The 18,783-nt window shown below is 66.1% G+C and carries 19 protein-coding genes; 10 read left to right on the top strand and 9 right to left on the bottom strand.

From position 1 onward, the window contains the following. Position 1: 1 nt before the first annotated feature. Positions 2-2,350 (bottom strand): penicillin-binding protein, encoded by a 2,349-nt coding sequence (locus CH249_RS08885; RefSeq protein ID WP_094683020.1) that lies wholly within the window; start codon positions 2,348-2,350, stop codon positions 2-4. A 294-nt stretch (positions 2,351-2,644) separates the two neighbouring features. Between CH249_RS08885 and CH249_RS08880 the strand changes: the two genes are divergently transcribed. Beyond that, on the top strand, positions 2,645-2,968 hold the full coding sequence (locus CH249_RS08880; protein ID WP_008712729.1) for a WhiB family transcriptional regulator: 324 nt from the start codon (positions 2,645-2,647) through the stop codon (positions 2,966-2,968). Between the two features lie 44 nt (positions 2,969-3,012). On the opposite strand, the gene CH249_RS08875 is transcribed toward CH249_RS08880, so the two are convergent. Genes CH249_RS08875 through CH249_RS08865 form a run of 3 tightly spaced genes read right to left on the bottom strand, consistent with a single transcriptional unit; the run spans position 3,013 to position 6,548 of the window. Continuing rightward, a complete protein-coding gene (locus CH249_RS08875; protein ID WP_032395265.1) occupies positions 3,013-4,143 on the bottom strand; it encodes an ArsA family ATPase in 1,131 nt (376 codons plus the stop codon). Then, positions 4,140-5,147: an ArsA-related P-loop ATPase gene (locus tag CH249_RS08870; RefSeq protein ID WP_094628506.1), complete on the bottom strand. Its 1,008-nt coding sequence runs from the start codon at positions 5,145-5,147 to the stop codon at positions 4,140-4,142. The genes CH249_RS08875 and CH249_RS08870 overlap by 4 nt, the downstream gene beginning before the upstream one ends. Before the next feature lie 45 nt (positions 5,148-5,192). Beyond that, complete coding sequence (locus tag CH249_RS08865; protein ID WP_094683019.1) at positions 5,193-6,548, bottom strand: wax ester/triacylglycerol synthase domain-containing protein; 1,356 nt, start codon at positions 6,546-6,548, stop codon at positions 5,193-5,195. A 47-nt stretch (positions 6,549-6,595) separates the two neighbouring features. On the opposite strand from CH249_RS08865, the gene CH249_RS08860 reads away from it, so the two are divergent. After that, entirely contained in the window at positions 6,596-6,763 is a 168-nt protein-coding gene (locus CH249_RS08860) for a DUF4177 domain-containing protein (protein ID WP_094609297.1), read from the top strand. A 4-nt stretch (positions 6,764-6,767) separates the two neighbouring features. Beyond that, on the top strand, positions 6,768-7,226 hold the full coding sequence (locus tag CH249_RS08855; protein WP_032395261.1) for a RidA family protein: 459 nt from the start codon (positions 6,768-6,770) through the stop codon (positions 7,224-7,226). Positions 7,227-7,362: 136 nt separating this feature from the next. Here the strand turns inward: CH249_RS08855 and CH249_RS08850 are convergent, their stop codons facing one another. After that, the gene (locus tag CH249_RS08850; protein ID WP_094683018.1) at positions 7,363-8,217 is read right to left on the bottom strand and encodes a Gfo/Idh/MocA family protein; all 855 of its coding nucleotides are present in this window, start codon (positions 8,215-8,217) and stop codon (positions 7,363-7,365) included. Between the two features lie 58 nt (positions 8,218-8,275). On the opposite strand from CH249_RS08850, the gene CH249_RS08845 reads away from it, so the two are divergent. Then, positions 8,276-9,067 carry an MBL fold metallo-hydrolase gene (locus tag CH249_RS08845; protein ID WP_032395259.1) on the top strand — a complete coding sequence of 264 codons (792 nt, stop codon included), beginning with the start codon at positions 8,276-8,278 and terminating at the stop codon, positions 9,065-9,067. Here CH249_RS08845 and CH249_RS08840 read toward each other — a convergent pair. Both CH249_RS08840 and CH249_RS08835 read right to left on the bottom strand, forming a co-directional pair. Continuing rightward, a complete protein-coding gene (locus tag CH249_RS08840) occupies positions 9,064-9,738 on the bottom strand; it encodes a Crp/Fnr family transcriptional regulator (RefSeq protein WP_027494494.1) in 675 nt (224 codons plus the stop codon). The two genes, CH249_RS08845 and CH249_RS08840, sit on opposite strands and share 4 nt — an antisense overlap. A gap of 267 nt (positions 9,739-10,005) precedes the next feature. After that, positions 10,006-10,275 carry a hypothetical protein gene (locus CH249_RS08835; RefSeq protein WP_032395258.1) on the bottom strand — a complete coding sequence of 90 codons (270 nt, stop codon included), beginning with the start codon at positions 10,273-10,275 and terminating at the stop codon, positions 10,006-10,008. Positions 10,276-10,448: 173 nt separating this feature from the next. Here CH249_RS08835 and nth point away from each other — a divergent pair, with 173 nt between their 5' ends. The 4 genes from nth to marP are packed head-to-tail and all read left to right on the top strand — an operon-like array spanning position 10,449 to position 13,691. Then, positions 10,449-11,135, top strand: coding sequence for an endonuclease III (gene nth / locus CH249_RS08830; RefSeq protein WP_256980443.1), 687 nt, complete (start codon positions 10,449-10,451; stop codon positions 11,133-11,135). A gap of 50 nt (positions 11,136-11,185) precedes the next feature. Then, positions 11,186-11,794, top strand: a complete 609-nt coding sequence (locus CH249_RS08825; RefSeq protein WP_179273252.1) for a TlpA disulfide reductase family protein — start codon at positions 11,186-11,188, stop codon at positions 11,792-11,794. Between the two features lie 23 nt (positions 11,795-11,817). Next, the gene (locus CH249_RS08820; RefSeq protein ID WP_094683029.1) at positions 11,818-12,504 is read left to right on the top strand and encodes a CoA pyrophosphatase; all 687 of its coding nucleotides are present in this window, start codon (positions 11,818-11,820) and stop codon (positions 12,502-12,504) included. Continuing rightward, the gene (gene marP, locus CH249_RS08815) at positions 12,501-13,691 is read left to right on the top strand and encodes an acid resistance serine protease MarP (protein ID WP_094628516.1); all 1,191 of its coding nucleotides are present in this window, start codon (positions 12,501-12,503) and stop codon (positions 13,689-13,691) included. Before CH249_RS08820 ends, marP begins: the two co-directional genes overlap by 4 nt. Here marP and CH249_RS08810 read toward each other — a convergent pair. Next, positions 13,688-14,620: an alpha/beta fold hydrolase gene (locus CH249_RS08810; RefSeq protein WP_094646660.1), complete on the bottom strand. Its 933-nt coding sequence runs from the start codon at positions 14,618-14,620 to the stop codon at positions 13,688-13,690. The genes marP and CH249_RS08810 overlap by 4 nt on opposite strands. Before the next feature lie 21 nt (positions 14,621-14,641). Continuing rightward, positions 14,642-15,136, bottom strand: a complete 495-nt coding sequence (locus tag CH249_RS08805) for a phage holin family protein (RefSeq protein ID WP_032395253.1) — start codon at positions 15,134-15,136, stop codon at positions 14,642-14,644. Between the two features lie 247 nt (positions 15,137-15,383). Here CH249_RS08805 and CH249_RS08800 point away from each other — a divergent pair, with 247 nt between their 5' ends. Continuing rightward, positions 15,384-16,754: an MFS transporter gene (locus tag CH249_RS08800; RefSeq protein ID WP_045200857.1), complete on the top strand. Its 1,371-nt coding sequence runs from the start codon at positions 15,384-15,386 to the stop codon at positions 16,752-16,754. Between the two features lie 152 nt (positions 16,755-16,906). Continuing rightward, entirely contained in the window at positions 16,907-18,751 is a 1,845-nt protein-coding gene (locus CH249_RS08795) for a glycosyltransferase family 39 protein (RefSeq protein ID WP_256988219.1), read from the top strand. Positions 18,752-18,783: the final 32 nt, after the last annotated feature.

The following is an 18,783-nucleotide window of genomic DNA, read 5'->3' as shown; positions in this document are numbered from 1 at the left end:
ACTACCGAGGAACGGTGATACCGGGGATCGCCGGGATCTGGATTCCCGGCGGTAGGTCCGGAATCTGAATGTTCGGCAACGAGGGCGTCGGGGCGGGGGCAGGCCGAACCGAACCGTCACTGACGTAGATCGTGATGTTCGACCCGGGGACCGCCGAGCCCGACGGCGACGTCGACACCACGGTGCCGCGGGCCGCCTGGTCGGCCGTGGTGGCCACGGTCACCTGGAAGCCCGCACCCTGCAGGGTCGCGGTTGCCGACGACTGGCTCTGGCCGGTGACGTCGGGTACCTGGCCGTTGGCCGAGCCGCGGACGTACTTCTGGTCGACGGGTGGCAACGAGACGGGTCCGAAATTGTTGGCGATCGGGCTCATCGCGTCGAACCACGTCCTGGCCGGTTCGTTACCGCCGTACAGGTTTCCGGACCCGCAGGGCCGCAGCGGGAACGAGCAGATCTCGCTGGGTGTCGGCGAGTCGCCGTAGGTGTAGACGGCCGCGGCGTAGTTGTTGGTGAAGCCGAGGAAGCCGGACGACCGGTGCGACTCGGTGGTGCCGGTCTTGCCGGACATCGGCAACGTCCAGCCGACCGATCCTGCGGCGGATGCGGACGTGCCGCCTGCCTGGTCGTCCTTGCTCATCGCGTTGGCGAGAGTGTTGGCCAGTCCGGGCTCGACGACCTGCTCACAGGCCTGCTGGGTGACGGGAACGGGCTTGCCCTCGCGATCGAAAACCGAGTCGATCGGGGTGGGCGGGCACCACTTGCCGCCGGAGGCCAGCGTGGCCGCAACGTTGGAGAGCTCGAGGGGGTTCACCCAGGTGGGTCCGAGGGTGAACGAGCCGAGGTTCTGGTCCTTCTGGAAATCGGCCATGGACTGGTCGGTTCCCGAGGAACCGGGGTTCGTGTACGAGCGCAGGCCGAGGCGGACGGCCATGTCGACCGTCGGGGTGACCCCGACCGACTCGATCAGCTTGACGAACGCCGTGTTGGGGGACTGGGCCAAGGCGTCGGTGATGGAGAGAGCAGGCGGGTAGTTGCCGGCGTTCTCGACGCAGTACGTCGCTGCCGGGCAGTTCCGTGCTCCGCCGTCGCCGACGCCCTTGACCTCGACACGACGCGGAACCTGCAGCGTTGCGCTGGTGCCGAGTCCGCGTTCCATCGCCGCGGCGGTGGTGAAGATCTTGAAGATCGAGCCCGCGCCGTTGCCGATCAACGAGTACGGCTGCGGCTGCACGGTTTCGTCGGCATCGACGTCGAGTCCGTAGGTGCGGCTGCTGCCCATCGCGAGGATGCGGTGTTGATCCTGTCCCGGTGCGACGACGTTCATCACCGTGGCGACACCGTCGAGCGAGGGGCTGGTGTTGCCGACCAGGGCGGCCTTGGTGGAGTTCTGCACCGAGGGATCGAGCGTCGTGCGGATGAGGTAGCCGCCCTTGTCGATCTGCTCCCGGCTGATGCCGGCGTCGGCGAGGTACTGCAGTGCGTAGTCGCAGAAGAATCCGCGGTCACCTGCTGCGATGCATCCGCGGGGCAGGGTCTGGGGGACCGGAAGTACACCGAGCGGCTCGGACTTGAGGGCGGCGAGCTCGTCGGCGCGTTCGGGGAGGTTCTGGATCATCGTGTCGAGCACGGTGTTCCGGCGCTCGATCACGCCCTCCTCGTTGGTGTACGGGTTGAGCGCCGAGCTGGACTGCACCATGCCCGCGAGCATCGCGGCCTGAACGGCGCTGAGCTGGCTGGCGTCGATGCCGAAGTAGGTCTGGGCCGCGTCCTGGATGCCGAAGGACGCGTTGCCGAACGGCACCAGATTGAGGTATCGGGTGAGGATCTCGTCCTTGGTCAGTTCCTTGTCGAGCGTCAACGCCATACGGATCTCGCGGATCTTGCGAGCGGGCGTCGTCTCGATGGCCGCGCGGCGCTCGGCGTCGGTCTTGGCCACCACGAGCAGCTGATAGTTCTTCACGTACTGCTGGTCGATGGTGGATGCGCCCTGCTCGACCTGCCCACTGGTGGTGTTGGTCAGGAACGCTCGGAGCGTGCCCTGCCAGTCCACACCCTGGTGCTCGGCGAAGCGGCGGTCCTCGATCGAGACGATGGCGAGCTTCATCTCGTTGGAGATCTGGTCGCTCGGCACCTCGAATCGACGCTGCTCGTACAGCCAGGCGATGGGCGTGCCGTTGACGTCCGTCATCGTCGAGACGGCAGGCACTGCGCCTTCCACCAACTCGGCCGAGACGTTGTCGACGGTATCGGCGGCGCGGTTGGAGGCGTACCCGAACCCGCCGGCCAAGGGGAACATCACGCCGGCGAGCAATGCACCGGCGAGTGCTGAACATCCGGCGAGCTTCGCCACGGTTTTTCCAACTGACACAGAGCACAGCGTACGTGGGTACCGCTCGGACCGGCAGAGGCCTGCATGCGCTGTGTGCTGCGCCCCTGCTCGGGACGGCCGTACCAGAAATGTGACCTCGCCGTCTTGCATTCGGGGCTCGCGTTACCTAAATTATGAACACGGTGTGATTCGCATAACACTTGATAATGAATGTGGGGCAGCTCCTAGAATTTGTGCTTCGACCGACGAGGTACAAACCGCTTCGAGCCTCCGGGACGTCCAGTGAGGACGTCCGCAACGCAAAGGGGTATCCGCATGCACACGACAACAGCGCCGACGCGACTCGATGTAGAAGAAGCAGAGGCACGCATCGCCTGGGTGTCGCACGCCCGTTGCAAGGGCACTGACCCGGACCAGCTCTTCGTCCGGGGTGCAGCGCAGCGCAAGGCCGCCACCATCTGCCGGCACTGCCCGGTACTGATGCAGTGCGGAGCGGATGCACTGGACAACCGCGTCGAGTTCGGTGTCTGGGGTGGCATGACCGAACGCCAACGCCGGGCGCTGCTCAAGCAGCACCCCGAGGTCGACTCCTGGTCCGAGTTCTTCGAGACCCAGCGTCAGCAGCAAGCAGCTATCTAGGCAATGCCGGGCACGGCTGACCCGGCCCGTGCGGGTCAGCCGATCTAGCCCTTGCGGGTCAGCTGATCGGCCACTGCGCGCAGCGCGGCGAGGTCGGAGACCTCGAACGGCAGCGACGGCACACCGACGATGGGCACCCGGGGGTGCGCACCGGTGAAGCGTCGAAGCAACCGCACCTCCCGCGCTGCCGTGACCGCGCGCTGGGCGTGGATTCGGAGGACTGCAGCGGTCAGGTCCGCGCCGGGATCCTCGATTCGATCGAGCAGATCTGCGGCCGTCGCTGCGTGATCGGCCTGCACCGTCGACAACGTCGGGTGCGTCCGGTTCACCACCAAGCCGGCCAGCGGCATCTTCTCCGCGGACAACCGCTCCACGAAGAACGCTGCCTCGCGAAGTGCATCCGGCTCTGCGGCAGCGACGACGAGGAAGCTGGTGCCGTCCTCGCGTAGCAACTGGTAGGTACGCGTCGCCCGCTCGCGGAAGCCACCGAACATCGAATCGAGCGACTGAACGAAAGCCGATGCGTCGGAAAGCATTTGGCTACCGATCACGGTGGAGACGCCGCGCATGGCCAAGCTCATCGCGCTGGTGACCACGCGGGTGATGCCGCGACCCGGAGCGGTGAGCAGTCGGATGAAACGGCCGTCGAGGAACGAGCCGAGTCGCTGCGGCGCATCGAGGAAGTCCAGTGCGTTGCGCGACGGCGGAGTGTCCACCACGATCAGATCCCACGACGAGTCGAGGGACAGCTGCCCCAACTTCTCCATCGCCATGTACTCCTGCGTGCCCGAAAACGACGACGCCACAGTCTGATAGAACGGATTGGCCAACACCTGCTCGGCCTTCTCCGGCGTCGAGTGCTCGATGACCATCTCGTCGAAGGTGCGTCGCATGTTCAGCATCATCGCGTGCAGTTCACCCTTGGCGCCGGCACCCAACTTCACCGGCTGCGGGCTGTTGTCGAGATCGCCGAGACCGAGTGCCTGAGCCAGGCGGCGGGCCGGATCGATCGTCAGCACCACCACGCGCCTGCCCTGCTCGGCGGCGCGCAGCGCCATCGCTGCCGCGGTGGTCGTCTTGCCGACACCGCCCGCCCCACAGACGACGACGATTCGCGACGTGGGATCGGTCAGAATGCGGTCGACATCGAGTTCGGTTGCTACTGGTCGCGTCATCGGACACCCTGTTCTGCGAGCTTGGCGGCGAGCTCGTACAAGCCGCCGAGATCGACACCGTCGGCCAACATCGGCAGCGACATCCGCGCGACGTCGAGTTCGTCGAGCGTGGTTGCGCTTTCCACCTGAGCCGAGAGCGTCGCCGCATGCTCGATCGATTCGGTGAGCAGCCCCGCGAAGTCCGCCTCGGACAACGTGATTCCGGTCTTGGCGAGACCGTCCTGGATGGCGACGGCATCGATCTCGCCCCCGGCGATGGCGTCGAGGGACTCGGCAGGCAGGTACGTCGGTTCGGTGCGATTGACGATCACCGTGCCGAGCCGAAGATCGGCCGCCTCCAGCTCGCGCACAGCGTCGGCGGTCTCCTGGACCGGCAGCGCCTCGAGCAGCGTCACCAGGTGCACGACGGTGTCGGCCGAGTGCAGCAACCGCACCACGCCCTCGCTCTGTGAACGAACCGGACCGCCCTTGGCGAGATCTGCCATGGCCTTGGTGACGTCCAGAAAGTTTCCGATGCGGCCGGTCGGCGGCGAGTCGACGACGACCTCGTCGTAGATGCGGTTGCCCTTCTTGTCGGTCCGCACCACACATTCCTTGACCTTGCCGGTGAGCAGTACATCGCGCAGACCGGGTGCGATGGTCGTCGCGAACTCGATGGCACCGATCTTGCGCATCGCGCGGCCGGCGAAGCCGAGGTTGTAGAACATCTCGAGGTATTCGAGGAACGCGGTCTCGATGTCGATCGCCAGTGCGTAGACCTCACCGCCGCCGTCCGCCGAGGCGACCCGCGTCTCCTGCGGCGGGAGCTGCGGCACGTCGAAGAGCTGCGCGATGCCCTGTCGGCCCTCGACCTCGACCAGCAACACCCGTCGACCGCCTGCCGCGAGCGCCAGCGCCAATGCGGCAGCGACCGTCGTCTTGCCGGTGCCACCCTTACCGGACACGAAATGCAGCCGCGCGGCATCTGCCTTCGCCGGCCATCCCTCTTCGTTCGCTATACCCACACCCCGACCATATAGAGGTCGTCCCCGGGCGTCCGACCGAAGTCTCTAACTCTGCCCCGAGTGTCGGCGGAGTCGGTCGACCAATTGCCGGGTGTAGCCGTCGAGATCCGGAACTGCGTCGGGACAGGCGACCATGGCAACCGTCACCACAGAGCCGATGCCGAAGATCCCGTGGTTGAGACACCGGCCGTCTTCGAGGAACGGAAAGCCCGCCGAGAAGCGCGAAACGGCACCGCACAGCTCGAGATTCGCGCGGCCACGGTCGACGCTGACCACGGTTGTCTGAGCCCCGACGCGCGCCGGAGAGCGGTCGCGTTTTCGGAATCGACGTCCCTGGACGAATCGGACGATCGGTGCGGGCACCCGCTCGTCCGCTCGCGCGATGCGTAGCAGTGGCGCGGCCGTCACTCTGGCTCGTTCGACTGCGAGCGACCGAGTGATCAGCTCGGCCCGCTTCTCGAGATCGGGTTCGCCGACGTGGAGATCGACCGTTCCGACCACTGCGCGATTCGCTGCAGGCCACTCCGTATCGCGAGGCAGGGCCATCGGGACGAAGGCCGACACGATGCCTCCGGTCTCGGACAGTGCCCCGTGATCGTCGCCGAGATACCGATCGAGGCACGGGCCGACGGCGCAGAGAGCGGACACCGTCAACGACGCGGCACCCACGCGGACCTCCGTCGCCTGCATAGGCACTATCCGGACGACTCGATACGGCCCCACGGCCCGGTTGATCGACGTGGCGGGCACCGCAGGCGGACCGGGCGTCGTACCCCGGTAGGCGCGAATCGCGCGGCGGGCCTCCCACCGCGATCGCGCGAGATCCACCGGTGCCCGGACCACCGCACTCAACACGCCGGCAACGGGGTGCTCCCGCTCGGGTTCGGTCTGCGGAGACGGTGCCGCGCCTGCCGAGGACTGTGCCTCGAACAGTGCGCGAACCATCTTCGAGACGCCGAGGCCATCGGTCAGGGCGTGTCCGACCTGCAATATCACCACCGTGACCGCTCCCTGCACCAGCGGAGCAGAACCGACTCCGCGCACCACGTGCGCGTGCCAGGAGTGGTCTCTCAGATCGAGACGAGTACGGAGCAGGTCGCCCATCAAGGCCTCGAAATCGGCCCAGGGAGCACCGCCGAGATCGTGGTCGGACATCCGTTCGGACACCGGGGACGTGTCGGGTACCCATCGCGGGTAGTCGAGGTTCAGCGGCGCCTCCCGAAGCCGTAGCCCCAGGCCGGGAACGAGGGGCACACGGGTCTCCATGTGCGCGACGACCTCCTCGAACGAGGGCGCGTCGCGATCGACCGAGTCGAACACCGTCAGGGAGAACTGGTCTCGAGAATCACCGAGGTTGCGCGCGAAGTGATAGATGGCGTCCTTGATATCGAGCCGATCCATGCGACGACTGTAGTTCCGGCACCGCGTGGGCGATAGGCTCGACAGTCATGAGCGAAAAGATCATCTGGGAGTACTTCACCGCACCGGTTCTGATTCATGCCACCAAGCAGATTCTCGACAACTACGGCTCCGAGGGCTGGGAGCTCGTCACGATCATGGCGGGGCCCAACGGCGGCGACACGTTGGTCGCGTACTTCAAGCGTCCGAAGGCCTGAGCGCGTGGCGAACTGGAGCGAACGACTGTCCGAGCTGGGCATCGAGCTGCCCGACGTCGTCCCGCCGCTGGCGGCCTACGTCCCGGCGGTGCAGGTGGGCTCGCTCGTCCACACCTCCGGCCAGTTGCCGATCGTGGACGGAAACCTGACGTCCGTGGGCAAGGTCGGTGCCGACGTCACCGCTGAGGACGCCACCGCTGCGGCACGCATCTGTGCCCTGAACGCGCTCGCCGCCGTGCACGCGCTCGTCGGCATCGATTCGGTGGCCCGGGTGATCAAGGCGGTCGGGTTCGTGGCCTCCGCGCCGGGATTCACCGGTCAGCCCGGGGTGATCAACGGGGCGTCGAACGTCATCGGTGAGATCTTCGGCGATGCGGGCAAGCACGCGCGCTCGGCTGTGGGTGTCGCCGAACTGCCCCTCGGTGCTTCGGTGGAAGTGGAGCTCATCGTCGAACTGCGCTGACGCGCAGTGGTGTGTTCGTGTGCTCTCTGGGGCACTCGACCACGCCACTGCGGCGTAGCTGCACATGTCACTGCGGCGCAGCCGCACATGTCACTGCGGCGTAGCTGCACATGTCACTGGGGCGTAGCTGCACATGTCACTGCGGCGTAGCCGCACTGATCACCTTCTGTAGGTGCAGGCCGCGGTGTACCGAGCATTCGTGATCGACACCCTTGTCGACCGACTCGAGGAATTCGTCCAGCAGGACGGCGAAGCAGTCGGTCGACGAGGTCGATCGATCGGTGAGTGTCTCGACTCCGTCGGTGCCGCTGAGTTCTATCCGCATCAGAGACGGCATGATCGGCGTCCGCAGGGACAACTGCACCGTGCTGCGGGCTCCGCCTTCGTGTTCGAGCAGCACCGTCCAACTGTCCGACGCCACCTCTCGGTGCGAGTAGGCAACGCGCGCAATGGTTCCCAGCGCTGCATCGAGCAGATCGAACACGTGTGGTCCAATGTCGAGGATTGCCCCGTCGTCGTGTCGCCACTGGGAGTTCGCATACGCCCCGCCGAGGACGGCACCGGAAAACCAGGTTCCCGAGCCCGCGGCCCACGCTCGACCGGCGGCCGCGTCCAGGAATCGCCTTGTCTCCGGGGCGAACCGGAGAGTCAGCGTCACCATCGAGCGCACGCCCGCTGCAGTCACCGCCGCTGCCAGTTCCTCGGCCTCGGCCACTGTTGCGGCAATCGGCTTGTCCAGCAACACATGTTTGCCTGCCTGGACCGCGCGGAGCGCGTACCCGGCTTGCACGGCCGGTGGTACGGCGAAGGCGACCGCGTCGACCGCGCTCAGCAGGGCTTCGAACGATTCGAAGACCGGTGCCCCCATCTCGGCCGCCGCCTCGGGCCGTCGGGCCCACACTCCGGCGAAGTCGACGGCGGGATGAGCGAGCAACGAGGGGGCTTGAGTCTTGCGGGCCCAGGGGCCCGCTCCGACGAGTCCGATCTTCATAGGTGTCGACGGTAGTCCGCATGGACACGAGCTGGGGTCGGCGACCTACAGTGTTTCAATGGCCGTTTCGAATCCCCAGCATCCCGCGTACGGACTACGCCGGCAGGTGACGCCGACCGCGTCGGTTCTGCTCGCCGACAACCCGGGCAAGATGACCCTCGACGGAACCAACACCTGGATTCTCCAGGCACCGGGGTCCGAGGAATGCATCGTCGTCGATCCGGGGCCGAAGGACCGAGCCCATCTCGACGCCGTCGCCGCGTCGGGCACGGTGGTGCTGACCCTGGTGACCCATCGCCACGCCGATCACACCGGCGGGCTGAAGCGTTTTCACCGAAAGACGGCGGCTCCGGTGCGCGCGGTCGGGGAGAAGTTCCTGCACGGGGACGGCGCTGCTCTGGCCCACGGCGAGGTCATCGAGGCCGCGGGTCTTCGGATCGAGGTTCTGCACACGCCGGGTCACACCGCGGATTCGGTGAGTTTCGTGCTCGACGACGCGGTCCTGACGGGAGATACCGTCCTCGGCCGCGGCACGACGGTGCTCGACCCGAAGGACGGCTCGCTCGCGGATTATCTGCAGTCGTTGGACCGGCTCGAAGCGGCCGGTGCGGGGAAGACCGTGCTTCCCGGTCACGGGCCGGAGTTGCCGGACACCGCCGAGGTGGCGCGGGCGTATCGCGCTCACCGTCGGCAGCGGCTGGATCAGGTTCGCTCGGCGCTCGCCGAACTAGGCGAGAACGCGAAACCGATGCAGGTGGTACGCCACGTCTATGCGGACGTGGACAAGAAGTTGTGGCCTGCTGCGCGGATGTCGGTCAAAACGCAGCTGGCCTACCTCCGCGAGAGCTAGCGAGCTCGGCGTGCCAGACGCTCGGAGTCCGAGATCAGCACCGACTTGCCTTCGAGGCGCAGCCATCCGCGGTGTGCGAAGTCGGCCAGTGCCTTGTTGACGGTCTCGCGAGAGGCACCGACGAGCTGAGCGATCTCTTCCTGCGTCAGGTCGTGGGTGACGCGCAGCGAGCCCGCTTCCTGGGTGCCGAAGCGCTGGGCCAGCTGCAGCAGCGCCTTCGCGACGCGTCCGGGAACGTCGGTGAAGATGAGGTCGGCCAGGTTGTTGTTGGTGCGACGCAACCGGCGGGCCAGCACGCGCAGCAACTGCTCGGCGATCTCGGGGCGCTGATCGATCCAGTCCTTGAGCGCAGCTCGATCCATGCTGACCGCGCGCACCTCGGTGACCGTGGTGGCCGAGGACGTACGGGGGCCGGGGTCGAAGATCGACAGCTCGCCGAACATGTCCGACGGTCCCATGATCGTCAGCAGGTTCTCGCGACCGTCGGGGGAGCGTCGCCCGAGCTTGATCTTGCCGGAGACGATGATGTAGAGCCGGTCTCCGGGCTCGCCCTCGTTGAACACGACGTGTCCGCGGGGGAAATCGACAGGCTGCAGCTGCTTCGTCAGTGCCGCAACCGCAGAGGGTTCGACTCCTTGGAAGATGCCGGCCCGTGCCAGGACGTCGTCCACTTGCGCTCCTTTTGGGATGTCGGTGACGCGGCAACCCGCACCACCGAAAGCGTTTGTACACAGTTCGTGCCATGCACCGAACTGCGGTGCAGTTCAGGCGTCGACGCCGACCAGATGATCAAACACAACAATTACCTCAGGGGAGTCTACTTCGAGTCGGTGGAAACCGAGTGATCGACGCCACCACAGGTTGCCAGAGGTCTCGGGAGTGTGTTCCCGTTCACCTGAAATTCATCCAAATTACGACCAATGGGACGAAACGCGCGCTCAGCTGGCTCGTTGGTCGACCATGCCGTCGCGCGTGTCGACGGTCCGCGGCGGGGTCTGGCGGCGTTTGCGGGTGTTGAATCGGGCCAGTGCGTGCGGGAAGCCCTCGTTCGCCAGAGTGGCGACCTCGGACGTGCTCGCCTGATCGAGGAACTCCTGTACTTCCTGCTCTCGGACGCCGAGCTTGCTGAGCCGGAACTCGACGCGTTCCATCGCGAGTGCGAAGAGCATGAGTAGTACCGGAAAGAGCACCACGGCGAGTCCTTGCATACCGGCCAGTTAACACCGAAAAGGTCTCGATACAAACACAGCCCACTCCTGCCGCGAGGAACGTTACGCATTCTTGTCCGTACAGTTGTGGAGTGGATTCGACAGCTCCGAAACGCCCCGACGTGCGCAAACGTGAGGAGACGCACCTCGGGCTCGTGCGTCGAGCTCGGCGGATGAATCGGACGCTCGGGGTCGCCTTCCCGCATGTGTACTGCGAACTGGACTTCACCACGCCCCTCGAACTCGCCGTCGCGACCATCCTGTCCGCGCAGTGCACCGACAAGCGCGTCAACATGGTCACCCCGGCTCTGTTCGTGAAATACCGCACAGCCCGCGACTACGCCGAGGCGGACCGCACCGAGCTCGAGGAGTACATCCGCACCACGGGGTTCTACCGAAACAAGGCGAACTCACTGATCGGACTCGGACAGAAGTTGCTGGAGAACTTCGACGGCGAGGTGCCCGCGACGTTGAAGGATCTCGTCACGCTTCCCGGGATCGGCCGCAAGACGGCCAACGTCGTGCTCGGCAATGCCTTCGATGTTCCGGGAATCACCGTCGACACCCATTTCGGACGGCTCGTGCGGCGGTGGCAGTGGACCGAGGAGGAGGACCCGGTCAAGGTCGAGCACGCCGTCGGCGCACTCATCGAACGCAAGGAGTGGACGCTGCTCTCGCATCGAGTCATTTTTCACGGTCGACGCGTCTGCCACGCTCGTACACCCGCATGTGGGGTGTGCGTCCTCGCCAAGGACTGCCCGTCCTTCGGCACCGGTCCGACCGACCCCGCCGCTGCGGCCGCGTTGGTGAAGGGCCCGGAAACCGACCACCTCCTCGCCCTTGCCGGAATCGTGCCGTGAACAGATCTGCTCTGCGGTGGTCACTGGTCGCTCTGATCCTGGTGGTCGGGATGGTCTACGCGCTGTGGCCCCGAAGCGACGCGCCGACCGCCCAACCCACGGACTCTCCCGGCCTCGGGCAGCGGGCACCGGGCACGGACGAGCGTCGCGCAGCCGACACCGCCGAGGCCCTTGCCCCGCTGCGGCGCGACGCAGGGCTGGCCGCATGTCCGACGCCGTCGGGGGCCGCATTCGGTCCGTTGACCGGCATCACCCTCGTATGCATCGGCGACGGCTCGTACGTCGACCTCGGCCAGGTACTCGCGGGCCGACCGGCGCTACTCAACATCTGGGCGTACTGGTGCGGGCCCTGCGCCGAAGAGCTGCCCTACCTGCAGCAGTACGCCGAACGGGCGGGCGAGAAGATCGAGGTCCTGACGGTGCACAACGACGCCAACGAAGCCAACGGCCTGACTCGGCTCACCGACTACGGCGTCACGCTGCCCGGCGTTCAGGACGGTGCGGGCAGAGTCGCCGCCGCCGTCGGAGCGCCCAATGTGCTGCCCGTTTCCGTTTTGATATCTGCGGATGGCACTGTCGCCAAGGTGCTGCCACAACCCTTCCGGAGCGTCGACGACATCGCCGACGCCGTCCGCGTGAACCTCGGAGTCGACTCGTGACCGCACCCGACTGGCTCGGGCGCATGATCGACGTCGCAGGCAGGGCGGGCGGACTCACCGACACCACCGGCACCAACCCCGTGCTGCAGCGTCAAGCGCCGCCGTCCGACCGGCCGCGGTCCGCCGCCGTGCTGGTGCTGTTCGGCGGCACACCCGTCGCCGATCCCGGTGCGCCCGGCGGACTGCCTGCCGACGCCGACGTCCTGCTGACCCAGCGTGCATCGACACTGCGAGATCACAGCGGGCAGATCGCCTTTCCCGGCGGAGCCACCGACCCGGGCGACGACGGCCCGATCGGCACGGCACTGCGGGAGGCGCAGGAGGAGACCGGGCTCGACCCGGCAGGCGTCGTCCCGTTGGCGACGATGCCAGGAATCTACGTTCCGCCCTCGCGCTTCGACGTGGTTCCTGTGCTCTCGTACTGGGAGCAGCCGACCCCGGTTCGCGTCGTCGATCCCGGCGAGACCGAGAGAGTGGTGCGAGTTCCGTTGCGCGAGTTGCTCGATCCGAACAGCAGATTCCAGGTACGCCACCCTGCGGGATACCAGGGTCCCGCGTTCGCTGTGCAGGGCATGCTGGTGTGGGGCTTCACGGGCGGTATCCTGGCGGGTCTGCTGGCTGTATCGGGCTGGGAGCCCGAGTGGGACACGGGGGACATACGCGATCTGGAGGCCAGCTTGACTGCGGTAGGAGCGAGGCTCGATCGGTGACAGGTTCAGGGTGGGTCGATATCGCGGTGGTTGCCATCGCACTGCTGGCGGCGACGTCGGGATGGCGGCAGGGGGCGGTGGCGTCGGCGCTGGCGTTTCTCGGTGTCGTGCTCGGGGCCGTCGCCGGCATTCTGGTGGCACCGCACGTGCTCGAACACGTCGACGGTTCGCGGACGCGGGTGTTCGTCGGAATCGCGCTGATCGTGGTGTTGGTGATCGTCGGTGAGGTGGCCGGCATGGTTCTCGGTCGGGCATTGCGCAGCGGAATCCATTCGCGCGCAGCACGATCGGTCGACAGCACCATCGGTGCCGGGTTGCAGGCCGCAGCCGTTCTCGCGGCCGCGTGGCTGCTCGCCATTCCACTGACGTCGTCCTCGCAGCCCGAGGTCGCCAGCGCTGTACGCGGCTCGACGGTTCTGGGCAAAGTCGACGAGGTGGCACCCGACTGGTTGCGTCAGGTGCCCAAGGAATTCTCGGCGCTGCTCGATACGTCCGGGCTTCCCGACGTCATCGGACCGTTCGGACGCACTCCGGTCGCGAACGTCGCCGCACCCGATTCCGGGATCGCAGCGGGACCGATTCCGGTGCAACTGCAATCGAGCGTCATCAAGATCAACGGCATCGCGCCGAGCTGCCAGAAGGCGTTGGAAGGTTCGGGTTTCGTCGTCGGATCGGATCTGGTGATGACCAATGCGCACGTCGTCGCAGGCACGTCCGAGGTGACGGTCGATTCGCCCAACGGACCGCTCGACGCCGACGTCGTGTTGTTCGACCCGGAAGAAGACGTTGCCGTGCTTCGGGTTTCGGAGCTCGCGGCCCCGGTCTTGCCGTTCGCGCCGGCACCTGCCGAATCCGGAACCGACGCCATCGTGCTCGGCTACCCCGGGGGCGGGCCGTACACGGCGAGCCCGGCGCGCATCCGCGAGATCATCAACCTCAGCGGACCGGACATCTACCGCACCGGCACCGTCCAACGTGAGGTCTACACCGTCCGCGGATCGGTGCGGCAGGGCAATTCCGGTGGACCGCTGGTCAACTCGTCCGGTGAGGTACTCGGTGTGGTGTTCGGCGCGGCGGTCGACGACCCCGACACCGGATTCGTGCTGACCGCGTCGGAGATCGCGGACGAGCTCGCGCAGAGTTTCGATGCCCCGGTGCCGGTGGGCACGGGCGACTGCATCGTCTAGCGCTCGCGCACGACCCGCAGGATCTCCTCCGACACCACGTCGGGGGATTCCTGGTGCACGTAATGCCCCACGTCTCGCACTGTTCGACGCGTCAGCCCCGGAGCCCAGTGCCGATCTCTGTCGAGGGTGGTGGGCAGGACGTACGGGTCCAGGTCGCCGCTGATCTGCGCGACGCGAATCGAGGTGCGGACGTCCACGGCGTCCATGAAGCGGCGGCCGTCGGAACGGAACTGACTGCGGAACGCCCAGCGCTGATATTCCAGTGCGCAGTGCGCAGCCCCCGGAATACGGATGGCCGACCGCATCTTGGCCGTGGTGTCCGCGAAATCCTCGGTGCGCTGCCACGCGTTCCCGGCGCGGCTGCTCATCAGTTCTTCCACCGCGACACCGCCTCGACGCGTCAGCAGCCTCTCGGGGCGCAGCGGAACCTGGTAGCGAACGAAGTGGGGCAGCAGGGCGGCGCGCTGCGCCGAGTCCTTCAACACGGAGCGACGCAGAGAGATGGGATGCGGCGCGTTGACGAGCACCATCGAGTTCACCAGGCGGGGGTGCAGCGCTGCACTGGCCCAGCAGACGAGACCGCCGTCGGCGTGGCCGACGAAGGTGGCGTTCGGGTAACCGAGTGCTCGAACCAGGCCGACGATGTCGCCCGCCAGGGTCCACCCGTCGTAGCCGCGTGGAGGCTTGTCGGAGTCACCGTATCCGCGCAGGTCGACGGCAATGGCGCGAACACCCGACCGCGACAGTGCCTCGAGTTGGTGTCGCCAGGAGTACCAGAAGTCGGCGAAGCCGTGCAGCAGAACCACCAACGGTGCGTCCGGTGCGTGTTCGCCGACCTCCACGACATGGAACCGAATTCCGTTGGCGTGGATGTCGCGGTGAATCCACTGTCCCGGATATCGGACCGTGGACGGATCGGGCTGATTCATACTGCTCGACTCGCCGGGCTACTACTTCTTGTAGCCGGGAACTCCGGGGATGGAATCGTGCTGGTTCGGCAGCACCGTCGACGCCTGCTTGAGCGAGTCGATGGTCTTCTCGGGCTTGCGCAACTTCTTGACCCTGCGGTATCCGAGGAATCCGAACAGCGCCGCCGCCAACACCATGACGGCGAACACGATCAGGAATGCCGCCCAGCGGTAGAGCCACACGTCCAGCAGTTCGGCGGCGAAGAAGAAGAAGAAGAACGAGCTGAACAGCAACACTGTCAACGCGATGATGAAGAAGACGCTGCCCTGCAGTCCCTTCTTGACCTCGCCGGTGACCTCGGCCTTGGCGAGGGCGACTTCGGCGCGTACGAGCGTCGAGACCTGAGTGGTGGCGTCCTTGACGAGGTTTCCGATGCTGGCGCTACCAGGGGTGCGGGCATCGACATCGGTCAGAGGTATCGACGAAATCGTGTTCGGGACGCCGTTGCCGTATCCCTTGTCATTGCTGACGCTCAACTCTCGACCCCTTGTAATTGCTCTGCTCGGTGTTGTGCGGAAGATCGTATCGACAGTAGTGCCTAGGTAGCAGATTAACTGTTTCCCGCTAGTCGAGCGACGCTCGGCTGTCGTGGCCGGGTACCTCCGCGTCCGCGAGGGCAAACACGACAATGTTGCACGAACCGGCAACGAACAGCCCCGGGGCGTGAAATTCTCAGGTGTTCATCAGGTAATTTGCAGGGAACTTCCCCCTTCAGGAGCATTCGTGAGTTCAGCACACGCCGTCACCGCCGACGGCGCCATTCCCGCACCCCAGGTGCCGCGGTCGCGCATCGTGATCGCCTCGATGGTCGGCACGTCCATCGAGTTCTTCGACTTCTACATCTATGCCACCGCCGCAGTGCTCGTCTTCCCGCGTCTGTTCTTCCCCGCGGGCAACGACACCACCGCTCTGCTGGCGTCGTTCGCGACCTTCGGCCTGGCGTTCATCGCGCGGCCCGTCGGGTCGATTCTGTTCGGCCACTTCGGCGATCGCATCGGACGCAAGGCGACGCTCGTCGGCTCCCTGCTGACGATGGGTGTCGCGACGTTCGCGATCGGACTGTTGCCGACGTACGCCGCGGTCGGCCTGTGGGCTCCGGCTCTGCTGGCGATCATGCGCTTCACCCAGGGCGTCGGTCTCGGCGGCGAGTGGAGCGGGGCAGCGTTGCTGGCCACCGAAACCGCCAAGCCGGGCAAGCGAGCGTGGGCGGCGATGTACCCGCAGCTGGGCGCGCCGATCGGCTTCTTCTTCGCCAACGGCATCTTCCTGCTCATCGTCATCGCGACGGGCTACGACTCCGTGAACTCGGGCACCGATCACGCGTTCCTCACATGGGGTTGGCGAATCCCGTTCCTGCTCAGCGCCGTCATGGTCATCATCGGCCTGTACGTGCGGCTCAAGCTGGAGGAGACGCCGGTGTTCAAGCTGGCCGTCGAGCGGGGCCAGAAGGTCAAGACCCCGCTGGCGCAGGTGTTCAAGACCAGTTGGCGTCAGCTGATCATCGGAACGTTCGTCATGCTCGCCACCTACACGCTGTTCTACATCATGACCACGTGGGTGGTCAGCTACGGAACGGGCAAGGTGGCCGACGTCAACGGCCCCAAGCTGGCCATCCCGTACACCGACTTCCTCGAGCTCCAGCTGATCGCGGTGCTGTTCTTCGCGGCGCTGATTCCGGTGGCCGGACTGCTGGCCGACAAGTACGGCCGTCGCCCCACGCTGATCGTCATCACGTCGGCGATCGTGCTGTTCGGTCTGTCGTTCCACTGGTTCGCAGATCCGGCGTCCGCCTCGGCAGGCAAGATGCTGGTGTTCATGTGCGTCGGCCTCGGGCTGATGGGCCTGACCTTCGGACCGATGAGTGCCGTTCTACCGGAACTGTTTCCGACGAACGTTCGGTACACGGGCTCGGGAATCTCGTACAACACCGCGTCGATCCTCGGTGCCGCAGTGGCACCGTTCATCGCCACCTGGCTGGTGAGCAGCTACGGCGTCGGCTGGGTGGGCGTGTACCTCGCCATCGCCGCAGCGTTGACGCTGATCTCGCTGATCATCATGAAGGAAACACGAGATCAGTCGCTCGACAGCGTGTAGAGCGGCTGCGCCGCACGTGAGCGGAAATTCGTAGCAGGGGTCGAATTTCCGCTCACGTGGGTCCGCTCGTTTTCGTCCGCTGCGACGATTGACGGGCGATTGTCAGCAACTTGATCGCACATCCTCAGGATCGGGGGCAACAGTGATCGACTGTGACCGTCCTCGAACGCGACATCGCTCGCCCGCGCTGGGCAATGCCCACTCTCGCCGCCCTTCTCGTTGCGACCGCAGGGGCCTACGCCCTCGATCTGAACCGCGAGCACTGGGGTAATTCCTTCTACGCAGCCGCCGTTCAAGCCGGCTCGGTGAGCTGGAAGGCCTTCCTCTTCGGTTCGTCCGACGCCGCGAACTCCATCACGGTGGACAAGCCGCCTGCGTCGCTGTGGATCATGGAACTGTCCGTGCGGATCTTCGGCCTCAACTCGTGGTCGTTGCTGCTACCGCAGGTGCTGATGGCTGTGCTGAGCGTGGGAATCATGTACGCGATCGTCGCCCGTCGATTCGGCTACGGGGCCGCATCGATCGCGGGCGCAGTACTGGCGACGACGCCGACCTTCGCCCTGATGTTCCGCTACGACAATCCCGACGCCCTCCTCACCCTCACCTTGTTGGGGGCAGCGTGGGCGATGCTTCACGCGCTCGAGGACGGGCGAACTCGATGGTTGGTGCTCACCGGAGCTGTTGTCGGCCTGGGGTTTCTGACGAAGCAACTCCAGGCGTTCCTCGTCGTGCCGGCTCTTGCCGTGACGTACGCGGCGTTCGGTCCACCGAGGCTCGGCGTTCGACTTCTCCAGCTACTGGCGGCCGGTGCGGCGGTGCTCGTGACGGCCGGGTGGTGGGTCGCGATCGTCCAGTTGGTTCCGGCTGCCGACCGGCCGTGGGTCGGCGGGTCGAAGACCGACAGCATTCTGGACCTGACGTTCGGTTACAACGGCCTGGGCCGACTGACGGGAAACGAACACGGCGGCGTCGCGGAGTCGTTTTCGGGCAGTGCAGGCCCGGCCGGGCACGGCGCGCAGACGGGCATCACCCGCTTGTTCGCGGCCGCCCAGGGTGGTCAGATCTCGTGGCTGATTCCGGCTGCGCTGGTGCTCGTGGTGGCGGGAATCATCATGCGCGGCACAGCTCCTCGACGGGACTTCGCTCGCGCCTGGTTCGTGATGTGGGGATTGTGGCTCGTCGGGTGCTCGCTGGTGTTCAGCTTCATGTCGGGCACCTTCCACTCGTACTACACGATCGTGATCGCGCCGGCGATCGCCGCGATCGTCGGCGCTGCCCTGCGTGAACTGTGGGTGCGACGCGAGAAGCTCTGGGGGCGTGTGATTCTCGCGCTCACTTCCGCTGTCACCACGGCAACGTCGTTCGTCTTTCTCGCCCGCACTCCCGACTTCGTGCCGTGGCTGCGGTGGGTCGTGTTGGCAGCGGGAGTGATCGTGGCCGTCGCGCTGCTGTTCCGGGGATCTCGGCAGGCATCGATGGCGTTGGGAGCAGTCGCTCTGGCTGTCGCGTTGGCGGGGCCGGTCGCGTATGTCGCCGACACTGTCGTCACACCGCACAGTGGGGGAGGTCCATCGGCGGGCCCCTCGATTCCGTCCGAGGCGGCAGGGTCCAGAACCGGAGTGCGCGACGACAGTGCCGGGCACTCGGCGCACTTCACTGCCCAGGCACCGGACGACGAACTGACCGGGCTGCTCGAATCCGGTGCACAGCACTACACCTGGGTGGCGGCGACGATCGGATCCAATGCCGCCGCGGGCCTACAGCTCGCGACCGACGACCCGGTGATGCCGGTGGGCGGGTTCTCGGGAACCGACCCGTCGCCCACGCTCGACCAGTTCCGGGCCGACGTGGCAGCCGGGAAAATCCACTACTTCATCGCCGGCAACGACAAGAACCGACCGTCGGCGATCGCTGATTGGGTGACAGCGACCTTCACACCCAAAACCGTCGGCGACTACACGGTGTTCGATCTGAGCGGCTGCGCCACATGTGAGTGAAACTTCGTAGCAGGCTACGAAGTTTCACTCAC

The organism is Rhodococcus sp. 05-2255-3B1, assembly GCF_002258545.1.
Taxonomy (GTDB): Bacteria; Actinomycetota; Actinomycetes; order Mycobacteriales; family Mycobacteriaceae; genus Rhodococcoides.
The sequence above is the reverse complement of the archived record's forward strand: the minus strand, read 5'-3'. Positions and strand labels throughout refer to the sequence as shown.

Excerpts from the sequence above, each read along its gene's own strand:
- CH249_RS08880 (WP_008712729.1), top strand. The coding sequence starts at position 2,645 with ATGCACACGACAACAGCGCCGACGCGACTCGATGTAGAAGAAGCAGAG.
- CH249_RS08875 (WP_032395265.1), bottom strand. The coding sequence starts at position 4,143 with ATGACGCGACCAGTAGCAACCGAACTCGATGTCGACCGCATTCTGACC.
- CH249_RS08865 (WP_094683019.1), bottom strand. The coding sequence starts at position 6,548 with ATGGATCGGCTCGATATCAAGGACGCCATCTATCACTTCGCGCGCAAC.
- CH249_RS08860 (WP_094609297.1), top strand. The coding sequence starts at position 6,596 with ATGAGCGAAAAGATCATCTGGGAGTACTTCACCGCACCGGTTCTGATT.
- CH249_RS08850 (WP_094683018.1), bottom strand. The coding sequence starts at position 8,217 with ATGAAGATCGGACTCGTCGGAGCGGGCCCCTGGGCCCGCAAGACTCAA.
- CH249_RS08845 (WP_032395259.1), top strand. The coding sequence starts at position 8,276 with ATGGCCGTTTCGAATCCCCAGCATCCCGCGTACGGACTACGCCGGCAG.
- CH249_RS08835 (WP_032395258.1), bottom strand. The coding sequence starts at position 10,275 with ATGCAAGGACTCGCCGTGGTGCTCTTTCCGGTACTACTCATGCTCTTC.
- nth (WP_256980443.1), top strand. The coding sequence starts at position 10,449 with ATGAATCGGACGCTCGGGGTCGCCTTCCCGCATGTGTACTGCGAACTG.
- CH249_RS08825 (WP_179273252.1), top strand. The coding sequence starts at position 11,186 with ATGGTCTACGCGCTGTGGCCCCGAAGCGACGCGCCGACCGCCCAACCC.
- CH249_RS08820 (WP_094683029.1), top strand. The coding sequence starts at position 11,818 with ATGATCGACGTCGCAGGCAGGGCGGGCGGACTCACCGACACCACCGGC.
- CH249_RS08810 (WP_094646660.1), bottom strand. The coding sequence starts at position 14,620 with ATGAATCAGCCCGATCCGTCCACGGTCCGATATCCGGGACAGTGGATT.